This is a genomic window from Luteimonas panaciterrae (assembly GCF_020511115.1).
In the GTDB taxonomy this organism is placed as follows: domain Bacteria; phylum Pseudomonadota; class Gammaproteobacteria; order Xanthomonadales; family Xanthomonadaceae; genus Luteimonas; species Luteimonas panaciterrae.
In genome coordinates, this window is record NZ_JAJAVH010000012.1 from 98,146 (window position 1) to 114,168 (window position 16,023).

The 16,023-nt window shown below is 64.7% G+C and carries 14 protein-coding genes; 11 read left to right on the plus strand and 3 right to left on the minus strand.

The genetic code is table 11. The features are described 5' to 3' along the window. Positions 1-252: 252 nt before the first annotated feature. The 5 genes from LG367_RS14690 to LG367_RS14710 all read left to right on the plus strand — a co-directional run bounded on the left by LG367_RS14690 (position 253) and on the right by LG367_RS14710 (position 9,425). A complete protein-coding gene (locus LG367_RS14690; RefSeq protein ID WP_226470013.1) occupies positions 253-1,494 on the plus strand; it encodes a CaiB/BaiF CoA transferase family protein in 1,242 nt (413 codons plus the stop codon). 264 nt (positions 1,495-1,758) lie between these two features. Continuing rightward, positions 1,759-2,907, plus strand: a complete 1,149-nt coding sequence (locus LG367_RS14695) for an acyl-CoA dehydrogenase family protein (RefSeq protein WP_226470014.1) — start codon at positions 1,759-1,761, stop codon at positions 2,905-2,907. A gap of 83 nt (positions 2,908-2,990) precedes the next feature. Next, complete coding sequence (locus LG367_RS14700; RefSeq protein WP_226470015.1) at positions 2,991-6,512, plus strand: peroxisomal multifunctional enzyme type 2; 3,522 nt, start codon at positions 2,991-2,993, stop codon at positions 6,510-6,512. 23 nt (positions 6,513-6,535) lie between these two features. Further along, entirely contained in the window at positions 6,536-7,717 is a 1,182-nt protein-coding gene (locus LG367_RS14705) for a lipid-transfer protein (RefSeq protein WP_226470016.1), read from the plus strand. Positions 7,718-7,736: 19 nt separating this feature from the next. Continuing rightward, positions 7,737-9,425: an AMP-binding protein gene (locus LG367_RS14710; protein ID WP_226470017.1), complete on the plus strand. Its 1,689-nt coding sequence runs from the start codon at positions 7,737-7,739 to the stop codon at positions 9,423-9,425. 78 nt (positions 9,426-9,503) lie between these two features. On the opposite strand, the gene LG367_RS14715 is transcribed toward LG367_RS14710, so the two are convergent. Next, positions 9,504-9,869, minus strand: coding sequence for a hypothetical protein (locus tag LG367_RS14715; protein WP_226470018.1), 366 nt, complete (start codon positions 9,867-9,869; stop codon positions 9,504-9,506). A 37-nt stretch (positions 9,870-9,906) separates the two neighbouring features. Continuing rightward, positions 9,907-11,130 carry a formate-dependent phosphoribosylglycinamide formyltransferase gene (purT, locus tag LG367_RS14720; RefSeq protein ID WP_226470019.1) on the minus strand — a complete coding sequence of 408 codons (1,224 nt, stop codon included), beginning with the start codon at positions 11,128-11,130 and terminating at the stop codon, positions 9,907-9,909. Between the two features lie 183 nt (positions 11,131-11,313). Between purT and LG367_RS14725 the strand changes: the two genes are divergently transcribed. The 6 genes from LG367_RS14725 to LG367_RS14750 all read left to right on the plus strand — a co-directional run bounded on the left by LG367_RS14725 (position 11,314) and on the right by LG367_RS14750 (position 15,174). Further along, positions 11,314-12,252 (plus strand): hypothetical protein, encoded by a 939-nt coding sequence (locus tag LG367_RS14725; RefSeq protein ID WP_226470020.1) that lies wholly within the window; start codon positions 11,314-11,316, stop codon positions 12,250-12,252. Between the two features lie 141 nt (positions 12,253-12,393). Then, on the plus strand, positions 12,394-13,257 hold the full coding sequence (locus LG367_RS14730; protein ID WP_226470021.1) for an SPFH domain-containing protein: 864 nt from the start codon (positions 12,394-12,396) through the stop codon (positions 13,255-13,257). A 43-nt stretch (positions 13,258-13,300) separates the two neighbouring features. Then, on the plus strand, positions 13,301-13,486 hold the full coding sequence (locus LG367_RS14735) for a hypothetical protein (RefSeq protein WP_226470022.1): 186 nt from the start codon (positions 13,301-13,303) through the stop codon (positions 13,484-13,486). Between the two features lie 23 nt (positions 13,487-13,509). Continuing rightward, a complete protein-coding gene (locus tag LG367_RS14740) occupies positions 13,510-13,695 on the plus strand; it encodes a type II toxin-antitoxin system antitoxin (protein ID WP_226470023.1) in 186 nt (61 codons plus the stop codon). Then, the gene (locus LG367_RS14745) at positions 13,692-14,291 is read left to right on the plus strand and encodes a PH domain-containing protein (protein WP_226470024.1); all 600 of its coding nucleotides are present in this window, start codon (positions 13,692-13,694) and stop codon (positions 14,289-14,291) included. Before LG367_RS14740 ends, LG367_RS14745 begins: the two co-directional genes overlap by 4 nt. A 79-nt stretch (positions 14,292-14,370) precedes the next feature. Continuing rightward, entirely contained in the window at positions 14,371-15,174 is an 804-nt protein-coding gene (locus tag LG367_RS14750) for a M15 family metallopeptidase (RefSeq protein ID WP_226470025.1), read from the plus strand. A gap of 150 nt (positions 15,175-15,324) precedes the next feature. Here LG367_RS14750 and LG367_RS14755 read toward each other — a convergent pair whose 3' ends face one another. Further along, a complete protein-coding gene (locus tag LG367_RS14755; protein WP_226470026.1) occupies positions 15,325-16,020 on the minus strand; it encodes an AIM24 family protein in 696 nt (231 codons plus the stop codon). Positions 16,021-16,023: the final 3 nt, after the last annotated feature.

Consider the following 16,023-nt stretch of genomic DNA (forward strand, 5'->3'; position numbering starts at 1 on the left):
CGTCGGCATGAAGAGCGGAACGGGTCGGACGGCCTTAAATGCTAATCATGTTGACACGATGCCCACTGATTGCAAACGGCCCGCAGCGACGAAACTGCACGTTGCCTGATGTTGCACTTGCACATGCGACGCGCCTGCGCAGCGGCGACATTCGGCATCCGGCGCGCGAACGATCGACGATTCGATCTTGCGCCGTCGGCGATTTCGAGAGAAAAGCCCTGACATTCCGTTCCCTTCTGCCCGCGAGTCGAGATGAGCAACCCTTTGTTGTCCGGTATCCGCATCCTGGATCTGACACGCCTGCTGCCCGGACCGTTCTGCACCCTCTACCTGGCGCAGCTTGGCGCGGAGGTCGTGAAGATCGAGCATTCCGGCGGCGGCGATTACACGCGCGAGCTGTCGCCGGAACTGTTCGCCCTCGTCAATCGCGGCAAGCAGTCGGTGGTGTTGGACATGAACAGCGCCACCGGCGTGGCCGCCTTCCATCGCCTGGTGGAACAAGCCGACGTGGTGGTCGAGTCCTTCCGTCCCGGCGTGATGGACAAGCTCGGCTGCGGCTACGAGACGTTGAAGCGGATCAATCCGAAGCTGGTCTATGCCGCCATCACCGGCTACGGCCAGACCGGCCCATACCGCGATCTCGCCGGGCACGACATGAATTACTGCAGCTACGCCGGCGTCCTCGATCAGATCGGCCGCGCCGGCGACGCGCCGGCGCTGGCCAACGTACAGATCGCCGACGTCGCCGGCGGCTCGCTCACCGGCGCGATCGGCATCCTCGCCGCGGTGCTGGGCGCGCGCGCGTCCGGAGAAGGCTGCATGGTCGACGTCGCCATGCTCGATGGCACGCTCGCGCTGCAGCAGATCGCCCTGTCCACGATCCGCAGCGAAGGCAGTCTGCCGCCGCGCGGACGCGACGTGCTGACCGGGTCCCTGCCCAATTACCGGATCTACCGCTGTCGCGATGGCCGCTATCTGGCGGTCGGGGCGCTGGAGGCGAAATTCTTCCTGCGATTGCTGCGCGCGCTGAAAGCCTCGCTCCCGGCGCCGCTGCAATTCCTGTTCGCCTGGGTCGGCGATGGCAAACCGAAAACGAATGCCTCCGGCGGCGAAGCCGCTCCGCGCGATGGCGGTCTCGACCGCTGGACGGCACTGCAGCGCGAGCCGGAAAAACTCAAGAAGCGTCTCGCGCCGCTGCATTGGTTGCTGGCGCCGATATTCCGGCTGCGCACGCTCGAACAATGGCAGCGGGTGTTCGCCGAGGCGGATTGCTGCACTTCGCCCGTGCTCACGCTGGAGGAAGCCCTGCGCAACGAGCAGGTCCGCGCTCGCGAAATGGTTGAGGATTTCCGCGGCAAGCCGGCCCTGGCCTGCCCGATCCGCTTCGAGAATGCCGCGACCATCAAAGGCGATACGCCCGCGCTGGGTGCGGATACCTTGGCCGTTCTGCGTCGTTATGGAGTGAGTGAGTCCGAGATCGAGGCCTTGGGGTAAACAGCCGCGCTCGGCCGATGCCTTATCGGCATCGGCCGCGGCTCCAATCCTGGCCGGAGTTCGAACGACGCCGTCAGGCGGGGCACGTCCGAAAGCGGCGGAATGCCGCCAAGAGCGGCCCCGGTCACATCCGCCAATTCGTGGCCCAAAATGCTAAGCATTCTGGCGCGATATCGCCTCACCCGCGTGATTCATTCAAACGCATGATTGAAACCACGGGTCCGTCACGATGACGGGCCACGCACGCCACCGACGAGATTCCAAATGCTGCCCAGAACCCTGTTCGACGCCGGCCACGACGAATTCCGCCGCACCGCGAAGCGGTTCTTCGCCGAAGAGATCATCCCCAGGCACGAAGCCTGGGAAGAACAGGGACAGATCGATCGCGCCGTCTGGAACCGCGCCGGCGAACTCGGCCTGCTCTGCTGCGCGATCCCGGAGGAATACGGCGGCCAGGGCGGCGACCGCCTGTACAGCGTGATCATGATGGAAGAGCAAATGATGGCCGGCGCCAGCGGCGTCGGCTTCGCGCTGCACTCGGACATCGTCGCCAACTACCTGCTCCATTACGGCACCGAGGAACAGAAGCGCACCTGGCTGCCGCGCATGGCCAGCGGCGAGACCGTCGGCGCCATCGCCATGACCGAGCCCGGCACCGGTTCGGACCTGCAGAGCATCAAGACCACCGCCGTCGAGGACGGCGATGAGTACGTCATCAACGGCTCGAAGATGTTCATCACCAACGGCCTGCAAAGCGATCTGGTGATCGTCGCCGTGCGCATGGATGGTGGCGAGGGCGGCGCGAAAAGCATCAGCCTCGTGCTGGTCGAGGCCGATCGTCCCGGCTTCACCAAGGGCAAGCCGCTGAAGAAGGTCGGCATGAAGGCGCAGGACACCGCGCCGCTGTTCTTCGACAACGTGCGCATCCCCAAGAGCAACGTGCTCGGCGGCGAGGACGGGCTCAACATGGGGTTCATGATGCTGATGCAGGAGCTCGCCTGGGAGCGCCTGATCATCGCCATCACCTCGATCTCGGGCGCCGAAGCCTGTTTCGAGCTCACCAAGAACTATGTGCAGGATCGCAAGGCCTTCGGCAAGCCGGTGGCGAGCTTCCAGAACACGCGCTTCAAGCTGGCCGAGATGAAGTCGGAAATCACCATGGCGCGCGTGTTCGTCGACCGCTGCATCGAACTGGTGCTGAAGAACGAACTGCCGATCGACGCCGCGGCCGCGTCGAAATACCTGTGCTCCGACCTGCTGTGCAAGGTCGTGGACGAGTGCGTGCAGCTGCATGGCGGCTACGGCTACATGCTGGAGTATCCGATCGCCCGCGCCTTCGTCGATGCGCGGGCGCAGCGCATCTATGGCGGCACCAACGAGATCATGAAGGAAATCATCGCGCGGACGCTTTGATGCCCTCCTCCTTCATCTCGGTTTTCGCCGGGATGACGAGAAAAAAAGACAACAGCAAGACATCACTTAGAGACGAACACGACATGACAGACCAACTTCGCTTCGACGGAAAAGTCGCCATCATCACCGGCGCCGGCGCCGGTCTCGGGCGCTCGCACGCGCTCGCCCTCGCATCGCGCGGCGCGCGCGTGGTGGTCAACGACCTCGGCGGCAGCGCGCACGGCGACGGCAAATCCTCCTCGGCCGCGGATACCGTGGTCGCCGAGATCAAGGCGGCGGGCGGCGAAGCCGTGGCCAACTACGATTCGGTGGAGGACGGCGCCAAGATCGTGCAGACCGCGCTCGACACCTTCGGCACCGTCGACATCGTCATCAACAACGCCGGCATCCTGCGCGACGTCAGCTTCCAGAAGATGACCGAGCAGGACTGGGACCTGATCTATCGCGTGCATCTGCTCGGCACGATGCGCGTCACCCAGGCGGCCTGGCCGATCCTGCGCGAGAAAAACTACGGCCGCATCGTCGTGACCGCCTCGTCCGCCGGCATCTACGGCAACTTCGGCCAGGCCAACTACAGCGCCGCCAAGATCGGCCTGGTCGGCTTCGCGCAGACACTCGCCGAGGAAGGCCGGGCCAAGAACATCCACGTCAATGCGATCGCCCCGGTGGCCGCCTCACGCCTGACCGAAACGGTCATGCCGCAGGAAATCCTCCAGTTGCTGAAACCCGAAGCGGTCACGCCGCTGGTGGCCTGGCTGTGCCATGAGGACTGCGAGGAAACCAAGGGCATCTTCGAAGTCGGTGCCGGCTTCATCGGCAAGCTTCGCTGGGAGCGCAGCGAAGGCGTTTACTTCCCAAGCAATCGCCCCTTCACCCTCGACGATGTCGCGGCGAAGTGGAGCAAGGTCATCGACTTCTCCGGCAACAACAGCCATATCAGTACGCCGGCGGAATCGGTCAGCACCATCCTCGAAGGCGCCGCGCAGCCGCGCCTGGGCGGCAACGAGTTCATCGATCTGGACGAAGCCTCGAAGGACGTGATCGAAGCCGAGTCGTCATATGACGAACGCGATCTGTCGCTGTACGCGCTCGGTGTCGGCGCGGCACGTGATGCGCTCGATCCGAAGGAGCTGCCCTTCGTCTACGAACTCGGCGACGGTTTCCAGGCCCTGCCGACCTATGCGGTGATGCCCGCGGTCAACACCTACCTCAACCTCGCCCGCGACGGCCGCACGATCAAGGGGCTGAACTACGGCCTGGATCGCCTGCTGCACGGCGAGCAGTACACCGAACTGCTGCGTCCGCTGCCGCCGCACGCCAAGCTCAAGCACGTGGTGCGGTTCAAGACCGCCTACGACAAGGATCCGAACGCGGTGGTGATCCTCGCCGTGGACACGCTGGACGAGAACGGCGAGAAACTGGCCTACAACGAGATCACTAATTTCGTGCGCGGTGCCGGCGGCTGGGGTGGTGATCGCGGTCCGTCGAGCGAAGCGAACACGCCGCCCACGCGCGAGCCCGACGCGGTGATCGAGGAACAGATCGATCCCAACCAGACCCTGCTCTACCGCCTCTCCGGCGACTGGAATCCGCTGCACGCCGACCCCAACTTCGCCAAGGCCTTCGGTTTCGACAAGCCAATCCTGCACGGCCTGTGTACCTACGGCTTCGTCGGTCGCCATGTGCTCAAGGCCTTCGCCAACAACGATGGCCGCAAGTTCAAGAGCATCAAGGTGCGCTTCGCCAAATCCGTGTTCCCCGGCGAGACGCTGGTGACGCGGATGTGGAAGGAATCCGATCAGCGCATCGTGTTCGAAACCCGTATCAAGGAGCGCGACGAGCTGGCGATCAGCCATGCCGCGGTCGAGTTCTACGCCGAGATTCCGCAGACGAAGGCCAAGCCGGCCGCGATCGCAGCGGCCGTGCAGCCTACTGCCGTGGCGGCCGCTCCCGCCGCCGCGTCGCGCCTGACCGCGACCGATGCCTTCGAAGTGATCACCGCCTACGTCAACGCGCATCCGGAACTGGCGTCGCAGGTGAAGACGGTGTTCCAGTTCAAGGTGAAGAATCCGGATTCGGACTGGGTGCTCGATCTCAAGAACGGCAATGGCGAAGTCCGCCCCGGCACCATCGACAAACCGGATTGCACGCTCGAACTCGACGAAGAACACGTCGAGACCGTGGTGACCAAGCCGCTCGCCGACGTGCAGAAGCTCTACTTCGCCAACAAGCTGAAGATCGGCGGCAACATCATGGCCTCGCAGAAGCTGACCGCGCTGCAGGCGATCGGCGCCGAGCCTTACGCGCAGGCGAAGACCAAGCGCGCCGGTGCGGCCGCGACCGCCGCACACGCTGCTGCGCCAGCGCCGGCTGCAGCTCCCGCCGCACCGATCACACCGACCGCCGCCGACATCTTCGCCGTGATCGAGAAGCACCTCGCCTCGCATCCAGGCACCGGCGATCAGGTCAAGACGCTGTTCCAGTTCGAACTGAAGAACCCGGACGCGAGCTGGACACTCGATCTGAAATCCGGCAACGGCAAGGTCAGCCAGGGCGTCGCCGAGAAACCCGACGCCACGCTGGAACTGAGCAGTGACGATTGGCTGGCGATGAGCACCGGCCAGGTCGATCCGACCAAGCTGTACTTCGGCGGCAAGCTGAAGATCACCGGCAACATCATGGCCTCGCAGAAGCTCACCTTCCTGCAGAAGATCGATCCGAAGCTGCTGGAGGAAGTGCTCGCCGCGCGCGCAGGCAATGCAGCCCCAGCGGCCACCGCCGCCGCACCGGCCGCCGCGCCCGCGCAGCCGGCCGGCCCGACCACGGCCGACATCTTCAAGGTGATCGAAAAACACTTCGCGGCGAACAAGGGCCTGGGCGATCAGGTCAAGACCGTGTTCCAGTTCAAGCTCAAGAACCCCGATTCGGATTGGGTGATCGACCTGAAGTCCGGCGATGGTTCGATCAAATCCGGCACCACCGACAAGCCCGACGCGACGCTCGAACTGAGCGACGACGACTGGCTGGCGATGAGCACCGGGCAGGCCGACCCGACCAAGCTCTACTTCGGCGGCAAGCTCAAGATCACCGGCAACATCATGGCCACGCAGAAGCTCACCTTCCTGCAGAAGATCGATCCCAAGCTGCTGCAAGCGGTGCTGGCCGAACGCGCCTCCGCACCTGCTCCCGCGCCGGCCGCGGCACCGGCCGCAGCTGCACCGGCGGCCTCCGCGACGGCGGGTCGCGCATCCTCGATCTTCTCCTCGCTCCAGGCGCGCTTCGCCGCCGACGCCAAGGCCGCCAGCGGATTGGCGGGACGCATCGTGCAGTTCCATCTGCGCGAGCCCGCGGCCGACTGGGTGCTGGATTTCAGCGGTGCCAAGCCGAGCGTCGAATCCGGACGCGCGCCGAAGGCGGATGCCACGTTCACGCTCGACGATGCCGATCTCGCCGATCTCACCGGCGGCAAGGCACAAGCGCACGACCTGTATCAGCGCGGTCGTCTGCGCGTCGATGGCGATGTGCTGCTGGCGCGCGAGCTCGACCGCTTCCACACCTTGCTGTCATCCAACTCGAAGCCTCGCGCAGTCGAGGCTCTGACCTAATCAAGTTCGTCAAGGAGTCCCCCATGAGCAACCGCGTCAACGTCATCGGCGTCGGCATGACCAAGTTCACCAAGCCTGGCGCCAGCCCCGAGTATTACGAGATGGCCCGCGAGGCCGGACAGATCGCGTTGAAGGATGCCGGCATCCCATACGAGAAGATCCAGCACGCCTACGTCGGTTACGTCTATGGCGATTCCACCTGCGGACAGCGCGCCGTGTACGAGCTCGGCCTCACCGGCATTCCGGTGATCAACGTCAACAACAACTGCTCCACCGGATCGACCGCGCTGTGGCTGGCGCGGCAGGCGATCGAAAGCGGCGCCGCCGAATGCGTGCTCGCGCTCGGTTTCGAAAAGATGGAAAAGGGCGCGCTCGGCTCCAAGTTCGAGGACCGCGAAACCCCGCTCGGCCAGCACGCGCAGGTGATGGCCGATATCCAGGGCTTCAATTCCGCGCCGGCCGCCGCGCAGATGTTCGGAGGTGCCGGTCGCGAATACCGCTGGCAGCACGGCACCAAGAAGGAAACCTTCGCCAAGATTTCCGAGAAGGCGCGCGTCCACGCCAGCAACAATCCGTATGCGCTGTTCAACGAGAAGCTCAGCCTCGAGCAGATCCTCGCCTCGGACGACGTCTTCGACCCCCTCACCCGCTTCCAGTGCTGCCCGCCCACCTGCGGTGCCGGCGCGGCGGTGTTGTGCTCCGACGCGTTCGCCAAGAAGCACGGCATCAGCAACGCGGTCTACATCGCCGGCCAGAGCATGACCACCGATTACGCCTCCAGCTTCGAGCCGAAGAGCATGATCAAGATGGTCGGCTACGACATGAGCAAGCAGGCGGCGAACCAGGTCTACGAACAGGCCGGCATCGGCCCGTCCGACATCGACGTGGTCGAGCTGCACGATTGCTTCACCGCCAATGAGCTACTCACCTACGAAGCGCTCGGTTTGTGCGAGGAAGGCGGTGCCGAGAAATTCATCTGGGATGGCGACAACACCTATGGCGGCAAGTTCGTCACCAATCCTTCCGGCGGCCTGCTGTCGAAGGGCCATCCGCTCGGCGCCACCGGCTTGGCGCAATGCACCGAACTGGTCTGGCAATTGCGCGGCAACGCCGACAAGCGCCAGGTGAACGGGGCGCGCATCGCCCTGCAACACAACCTCGGCCTGGGCGGCGCTTGCGTCGTGACGATGTACAGGCGCGACTGACGGGGGAGAACGTCGACCGATGAAAGACACCGTGGGAGAGACGGCGGCCAGCATGCAGGAGCTGCCGGTCGAAATCCTGTTGCGGCTGGCGCGCGAGAAAGCGCACCAGCCGTGGCTGTTCCAACCGGTTGACGGACAGATCCTGCAATACACCTGGAGCGAGGCCGCCGAACAGGTCGGCCGTATGACGGCAGCCTTGCGCGCGCAAGGCTGGCCACCGGGCAGCCGCATCGCGATCTCCGGCTTCAACACCGCGCATTGGTTCCTGGCCGATCTCGCCATCCAGATGGCGGGCTACGTGCCGGTCGGCCTGTATCCGAAGCAGGCGCAGAAGATCACCACCTACGTGCTCGAACACTGCGACGCCAAGGCAGTGTTCCTCGGCCCGATGATGGATGGTCCGCAGTTCCTGGAAGCGATCCCGGACAGCGTCCTGAAGATCCGCATGCCGTACCCCACGGCGCCGCGCGGCGATACCGACTGGGACACGTTCAGCACCGGCTTCGAACCCGTGCGCGACTACACCGCGCCCGATCCGGATGCGCTGTATGTGCTGATCTACACCTCAGGCACCACCGGCCATCCCAAGGGCGTGATGCTCAGCGCCAGCAACATGCGTTGGCTGCGCGCGGCCTTCAACAACGTCGCACCGCAACTGTGCGAGAACGAACGCCTGTTCTCCTACCTGCCACTGGCGCACTTCCTGGAGCGTTTGGCGGTGGAAAGCGGCAGCCTGCTGTGGGGCGCGGAAGTGCATTTCCTCGAATCCATGGACAAGCTGGCGCAGCAGCTGCCGCAAGTCGCGCCGACGCGGTTCATCGCCGTGCCTCTGGTGTGGATGCGCCTGCAGGCCGGCATCCTGCAGAAGGTTCCGCAGAAGCGCCTGGATTTTCTGTTGTCGCTGCCCGTCGTCGGCCGCATCGTGCGTCGCAAGCTGCGCCGCGCCATCGGCCTCGACAACGCGCGCTTCTGCCTGACCGGCGCCGCGCCGATTCCGGTGACGACGCTGGAATGGTTCCGCGACAAGCTCGGCATCCTGATCCAGGAAGGCTGTGCTCCGACCGAGTCCGGCGCCTACGGCGCGGTGAACACCGCCGAGCACACCCGATTCGGATCGGTCGGCAAACCGATGTCCGATAGCGGCTTCCGCCTGTCCGAGGAAGGCGAGATCCAGCTCAAGCATCCCGGCGTCATGCTCGGCTACTACCGCGATCCCGAGCACACGCAGGAAGTCTTCACCGAGGACGGCTGGCTCAAGACCGGCGACAAGGGCCGCCTCGACGAGGACGGTTATCTGTACGTCATCGGCCGCGTCAAGGACATCTTCAAGACACAGAAGGGCAAGTACGTCGCGCCCGCTCCGATCGAAAGCGCGATGGCGCGCAACATCAGCATCGATCAGCTCTGCCTGATCGGCACCCAGCTCACGCAGCCGATCATGATCCTCACGCTGACGCCACACGCGCAGCTGCAGGACCGGCAGTCGCTGGAACGGGAATTGCTGGCCGACATGGAAGCGGTCAACCAGTCGCTGGAAGATCACGAGAAGATCGCCAAGCTCTATATCGTGAGCGAGACCTGGAACATCGACAGCGGCGTCATGACGCCGACCATGAAAGTGAAGCGCGACGTGATCGAGAACCGCTACGGCGCGCGAGTGCGCGAACATGCGCACAATCGCGGGCAGCTGATCGTTTGGAGTGAGTGAGCCTGGCGAGCCATAGGTTCACGTGCTCACGAATGTCCAAGCACTACGCGCCTGGACCGGGATGAGCAGCAAGGGCTGTCAGCCCGCGGGTTTCGTTTTCTCGCTCGATGCTTCCACGGCTTGCGCGGCTTTCGGCGCGGAAACCGTCGCCGTGGACGCGGCCGCCTCCGCCATCCGTGGCGTGAACCCGAACAGGCCATCGCTGTGCGTGGACACCACCATCCGCACCATTCCGGTCGGCACCATCAGTTCCAACGCCAATTCGCGGCCTTCCGATGAGCGCCCGTGCAAGGTCATCTCGATCAGCGCGCCGCCGGTGTCGATCTCGTTGCACACCACGTGCGGACCGGCCGGGCTGTCCTGCAGGTAGGGTTTGATCGCCTCCCCCAGGGCCTCGAGCGCCTGCGGGAAGAAGAACACGGCGTAGCCGTTGCTGTCGTTCATGCCTGTCTGCTCCGGGAAGATTCGATTCTAGGGTCGGTTACCGCAATTCCACGATCAGCGCCGCCGCGGCTTCGCGCGCCACGCCTCGCGCCTCGTCGACATCCGCGCCACGCGCCAGGGTGACGGCGACACGCCGCTGTCCTTCCACGCGCGGCTTGCCGAACAGGCGCAGCGCGGTGTGTGGCGCATGCAAGGCCGCCTCGACAGCGCTGAACACCGGCACGCCATGCCCCTGCGCCAGCACCGCGCACGATGCCGACGGGCCGATCTGCGCGATCCAGCCTTCGCTGTCGGCAGGGATCGGCAAACCGAGGATCGCGCGCGCATGCAGCGCGAATTCGCTCAGCTCCTGCGACACCAGTGTCACCAGGCCGGTGTCGTGCGGACGCGGCGAGACTTCGCTGAACCACACCTGGTCGCCCTTCACGAACAACTCCACGCCGAACAGGCCCCAGCCACCGAGATCGTCGGTGATTGTCTTGGCGATCTCCTGCGCGCGTGCCAGCGCCTGCTGTGACATCGGTTGCGGCTGCCAGCTTTCGCGGTAATCGCCGTCGCGCTGCAAGTGTCCGACCGGCGCGCAGAATGCGGTACCGCCGGCATGACGCACCGTCAGCAGCGTGATCTCGTAATCGAAGTCAACGAATCCTTCGACGATCACACGTCCAGCGCCGGCGCGGCCGCCGGTTTGCGCGTAATCCCAGGCATGATCGATCTCCTCCGCCGTACGCACCAGGCTTTGCCCCTTGCCGGAAGACGACATCACCGGCTTGATCACGCACGGCAGGCCGAGCGCTCGCACGGCCTCGTGATAATCCTCGCGCGTATCGACGAAGCGATAAGGCGAGGTCGGCAATCCCAGCGTTTCGGCCGCGAGCCGGCGGATGCCTTCGCGATCCATGGTCAGGCGCGCGGCGCGCGCCGTCGGAATGATGCGCGTCGCCGCGCCGGTGCGCGCGAACTCCTGTTCCAGCTGCACCAGCGTTTCGGTGTGGATCGCCTCGATCTCCGGCACCACCAGATGCGGCTTTTCCAGTTCGATCAGCGCGCGGATCGCGGCGCCGTCGAGCATGTCGAGCACATGACTGCGGTGCGCGACCTGCATCGCGGGTGCGTCGGCATAACGATCGGCCGCGATCACCTCGACGCCGAAACGTTGCAACTCGATGACGACTTCCTTGCCGAGTTCGCCGGAGCCCAGCAGCAGCACGCGCAGCGCGTGTTCGGAATACGGCGTGCCGATGACGACGGAGGAGGACATGCGGGGCCTTGCAGGTGCGGAAACCGGCATTTTAAACGCGTGGGCGCCGCCACGGCGGTTTCCTCGCGCCGTCGCGGTCGAAACCTTCTCCGCAACGCAGCGTCCCGCGAGGAGTATCCCGCGAGCAGTGCAAGTGCCTCACGGCCGCTTCCGCGAACGATTCCGCGATGCCATGCTGCATGCATGCCGAGGCCGCTTCGCGATCCGTTACGCCAGTTGCTGATGCCACTCGCGGTATTCGCCGCGCTGGCGCTGCTGGCGGCCTGCAGCGTGCAGAAGCCGCCGTTCGCGCAGCTGTCGGGCATGCTGATGGACGAGCGGCTCGACGAAGTGAGCGGTCTCGCCGCCTCGCGCACGCACGAGGACGTGCTGTGGATGCTCGACGACGGCGGTAACACGCCGCAATTGTTCGCGATCGGCACGCGCGGGCAATTGCTGGCGACCTTCCGCGTCGATGGCGCCGCGAACACCGATTGGGAGGATCTGGCGGCCTTCGATCTCGATGGCCGTCATTACCTCATGATCGCCGACACCGGCGACAACGGCGGCTTGCGGCGTAGTCTGCAATTGCACGTGATCGAGGAACCGGCGGCGCTCGACGTGCCGGCATCGAAGCGCGTATTGCGCCCGGCCTGGTCGATCGCGTTCCGCTGGCCGGACGGCGCGCGCGACTGCGAAGCGATCGCGGTCGATCCCGTGCTCGGACAGGTCTTGCTGATCTCGAAGAAGCGCACACCGCCGGAGTTGTTCGCGGTGCCGCTGCGCCCGCGCGACGATGCGGTGCAGACCGCCGCGAAACTGGGCACCCTCGCCGGCGTCCCCTTGCCCACGGAAGAAGAACTGCAGGCCAATCCGCGCATGGCCCGCATCCGTCATCAGGTCACCTCCTCCGACATCGCCCCCGATCGCAATCGCATCGCGGTGATGACCTACAGCGAAGTGTTGCTGTACCGGCGCCGCGACCGGCAAGGCTGGGCCGAAGCGCTCGCGGGCAAACCCGTCGTACATGAACTGCCCTGGCTGCCGCAGGCCGAGGCGATCGGCTGGGCCGAGGGGGGGCGCGGCCTGTTCGCCACCGGCGAATTCGCGCCGGCACCGCTGCTCTACCTCAACACCGATTGAGCCGGCGGCCCGCCCTCGAACTCAACATCATGAAAATCAATTGCTTACCAAAGCGATGAGTCGATCGCACCCGTTCGATTGACAATGTGATATCAAATTGATATCAATAATTCATCCACTCAGGGGATGAGGAGACACCCAATGAAAGAGAACCCGACCCGCTCGCTGCCCGGCATACCCGTCCTGTTGGTGCTGGCCGTCGTCATCTTGGTCACCGGCTATCTGTGCTTGAACGGCGCCGCCACCGAGCGCTGGGGAATGATCGCCGTGGCTCTGCCGATCAATGTGCTCGCCGTGTTCTGCCTGTTCGGCGTCTACATGGTCGAACCCAACCAGGCCGCGGTGCTGAGCCTGTTCGGCAAGTACGTCGGCACGGTGAAGGACAATGGCCTGCGCTGGAACAACCCCTTCTACTCGAAGAGAAAGGTCAGCCAGCGCGTACGCAATTTCGAAAGCGGCAAGCTCAAGGTCAACGAACTCGACGGCAGCCCGATCGAGATCGCCGCCGTGATCGTCTGGCAGGTGGTGGATTCCGCCGAGGCGGTTTACAACGTCGACGACTACGAGAGCTTCGTGCACATCCAGACCGAATCCGCGCTGCGCACGATGGCGACGAGTTATCCATACGATCAGCACGAGGATGGGCAAATCGCGCTGCGCAGCCATGCCACCGAGATTTCGAAGCACCTGAAGGACGAGCTCGGCGACCGCCTCGCCGACGCCGGCGTGCAGGTGCTGGATGCACGCATCAGTCACCTCGCCTACGCCCCGGAGATCGCGCAAGCGATGCTGCAGCGTCAGCAGGCCAACGCGATCATCGCCGCGCGCACGCGCATCGTCGCCGGCGCCGTCGGCATGGTCGAGATGGCGCTGGCCGAACTGCAGAAGAACGGCGTGGTGCAGCTGGACGAGGAGCGCAAGGCCAACATGGTCAGCAATCTGCTCGTGGTGCTGTGCGGCGATCGCGCCACGCAGCCGATCGTCAACGCCGGTACGCTGTACTGAGCCACAGCGCAATGACAACTCTCTTCATCGGAGAATAATCATCATGGATACCACGCATTACAGCGGAATAGCCGTCCTGATCGCGTTGCTGCCGATTCTGCCGCTGGCGATGTACTTGCGTCGCCGCGGCCAGCGCAAATGGCGGCGCGGGCTCGTCGCGGCGGGGATTTCCTCCCTCGCCCTGCTCGTCACGGGCATCGCGATCGCGACCACGCACGGCGCGCTCTAGCCCGGCCCCGGCACGCGAGATCGATGAGCGAGAAGAAAGCCTATCCGCTACGCATCAGCGCCGAAGTGCTGGCCGCGGCGCAACGCTGGGCCGACGACGAGTTGCGCAGCCTCAACGCGCAAATCGAATACGTGCTTCGGGATGCGCTGCGCAAAGCCGGGCGGCTGCCGCTCCGCAATGAAGATCAGCCGGATCAGGACGAGCCATGAGCACCCCCCTATCGGACAGGCGCATCAAGACGACGAAGACCACTCGCGACTTCCCGCTCGCCCCTTTGCATCGTCTCTCGTGGGGATTGCTGGTCGCGGTGTGGGGACTGCTCGTGGTCATCGCGTACATGCAGCCGCACCAGCAGTCACCAACGAATCCCGTGCCGTGGTGGCTAGTCGTGCCGTTCGCCATCGCGCTGGTGGTGATCGGTCCTTTGATCATGCTCCTGCACCGCCAGATCCACCTCAAGGACCGCACCCTCGTCGTCGCAGCTGCGGTGTTCTACACGCGCCGCATCGCGCTCGACGATCTGCTGCTGGACCGCGCTCGGATTCTCTCGCTCGACGAGCACATCGAATTCAAGCCGATCCTGCCACTGTTCGCCTTCGGCCTGCCGGGTTTCAAGGCCGGTCATTACCTGCTGCGCAATCGCCGCCGCGCGTTCTGTCTGCTGACCGACCGGAAACACGTGCTGATGCTGCAACAGCGCGACGGCAAGCTGCTCCTGCTCAGTCCGGACAAACCGCAAGCGCTGCTCGACGAACTGCGGAGCATCACGCGATCCGACGCGCCGCCGGCCCCTCGTCGCCCGTAAAGCGGACCACGGCAACTCGCCTCGCCCCGAACCTCCGAGGACGTGGCCAAAAGCACGTCACACGCCCTATGCTGCCGTCATGCACGCCCGTCCCCTGCACCTGATCAACACCCCGGACATCGAGCTGTGGCCCGCGCACCTGCTGCGCGCGCGCAGCAACCGCGACGCGCGCGCGCTCGCCCGCGCACGACACGTGCTGCGCCGCAAGCGCGATGGCCGCTATCTCGCCGCGGAACTGCCCGAGGGCCTCCTGCCCCTGGTGCAACGTTGGGCGCACGAACCTGGCGTCGACGAAGCGCTCGATGCGCTGGATCGCATCTCCGAACACCAACGCTTCGGCATCGACACCGTCGCCGAACTGCCCCTGCACCGCCTGCATGATCGTCTCGACACCCTCGACATCGACGCCGAAGGCTATGCCGCGCGCACCGGCCTCGCGCTGGTCGCCGAGCCGGCATGGCTCGCCTTCGCGGGATTCGACCGCTACCGGCGTCCGCTCTGGTTGCACGTCGACGCGGCGCGCGCATGGCGGAACATGCAGTCCGCCGCGCTACTCGAAGGCGTGCTGCTGGAATCGATCTCCGGATATCGCAGCCACGATTACCAGCTCGGCATTTTCGAACGCAAGCTCGCGCGCGGACTCAACGTCGACGACATCCTCGCCGTGAATGCCGCGCCTGGCTATTCGGAGCACCACTCCGGACTCGCGCTCGACATCGGCACACCAGGTGAACCGCCGGCGGAGGAATCCTTCGAACGGACAGACGCCTTCGCCTGGCTCGAACGCAACGCGGCCGCCTATGGTTTCGCCATGAGCTATCCGCGCGGCAATCCGCACGGCATTGTCTACGAACCATGGCATTGGGCATTGGTCCGCGCCTGATCGATGTCCTGTCGATATCGCCTGCGGACCAATGCCAGCCGGGAATTCAGAACCACGCCGTCAGCGCGGCGATGAAGAGGAATCTCCGAGGCCGGTGAAGCGGCGCCATCGAAAGCCTCGCCGCTTTATCCGACATCGATCGACAGCCAATCACTCTTTGGCTTGAAACGCGACTTCCTCGTAAGGCTGCACCACCACCCAGCCTTCGCCGGCAAACCTGAGCTGCATGCTTTCGCCAGAGCCGCGTCCGAACAGCGTTCCGAGCGAAATATCGGTGACGATCTCCGGCGTCAAGCCACCCGACCATGCAACGGTGGCATTGGGATCGGTGAACACCGGGCCGGTCGTCGCATTCACCGGCAAGGTGAGCGGCTCGTAGTGTGAGGTGATCGCAACGATGCCGTGACCGCTGAGACGCACATTGAACAAGCCGCCGGACAACATGCCCGCGACCTTGCGCATCATCGTGATCTGATTGTCGATGGTGGACTCGATGGCGAGCACGTCGTTGCCGTTGACGAAGATGGCTTCGCCCGCCAGTCGCAACAGCGTGATCTTCTTGCCGGCATCGGCGAGATAGACACGGCCATTGCCTTCCATCTTCATCAGCTGCATGCCCTCGCCGGTCATCGCCTTCTTCAGCAGATTGCCGAGCCCCTGCTCCAGCAGTCCCTGGCGGGTGAACTTCACGCTGCCCTTGCGCGCCACCATCGAGCCGGCCTTGGCCCAGACCAGGCCGTCGAGCCGCACTTCCAGAAGATGCGAGCTTTCGAGTTCGAACGCGTCGCCGCTGGCGTCCTTTTCCTTCGAGTGGGAAAGAAATTCCTGCAGGGTTTGCACAGCCATGAT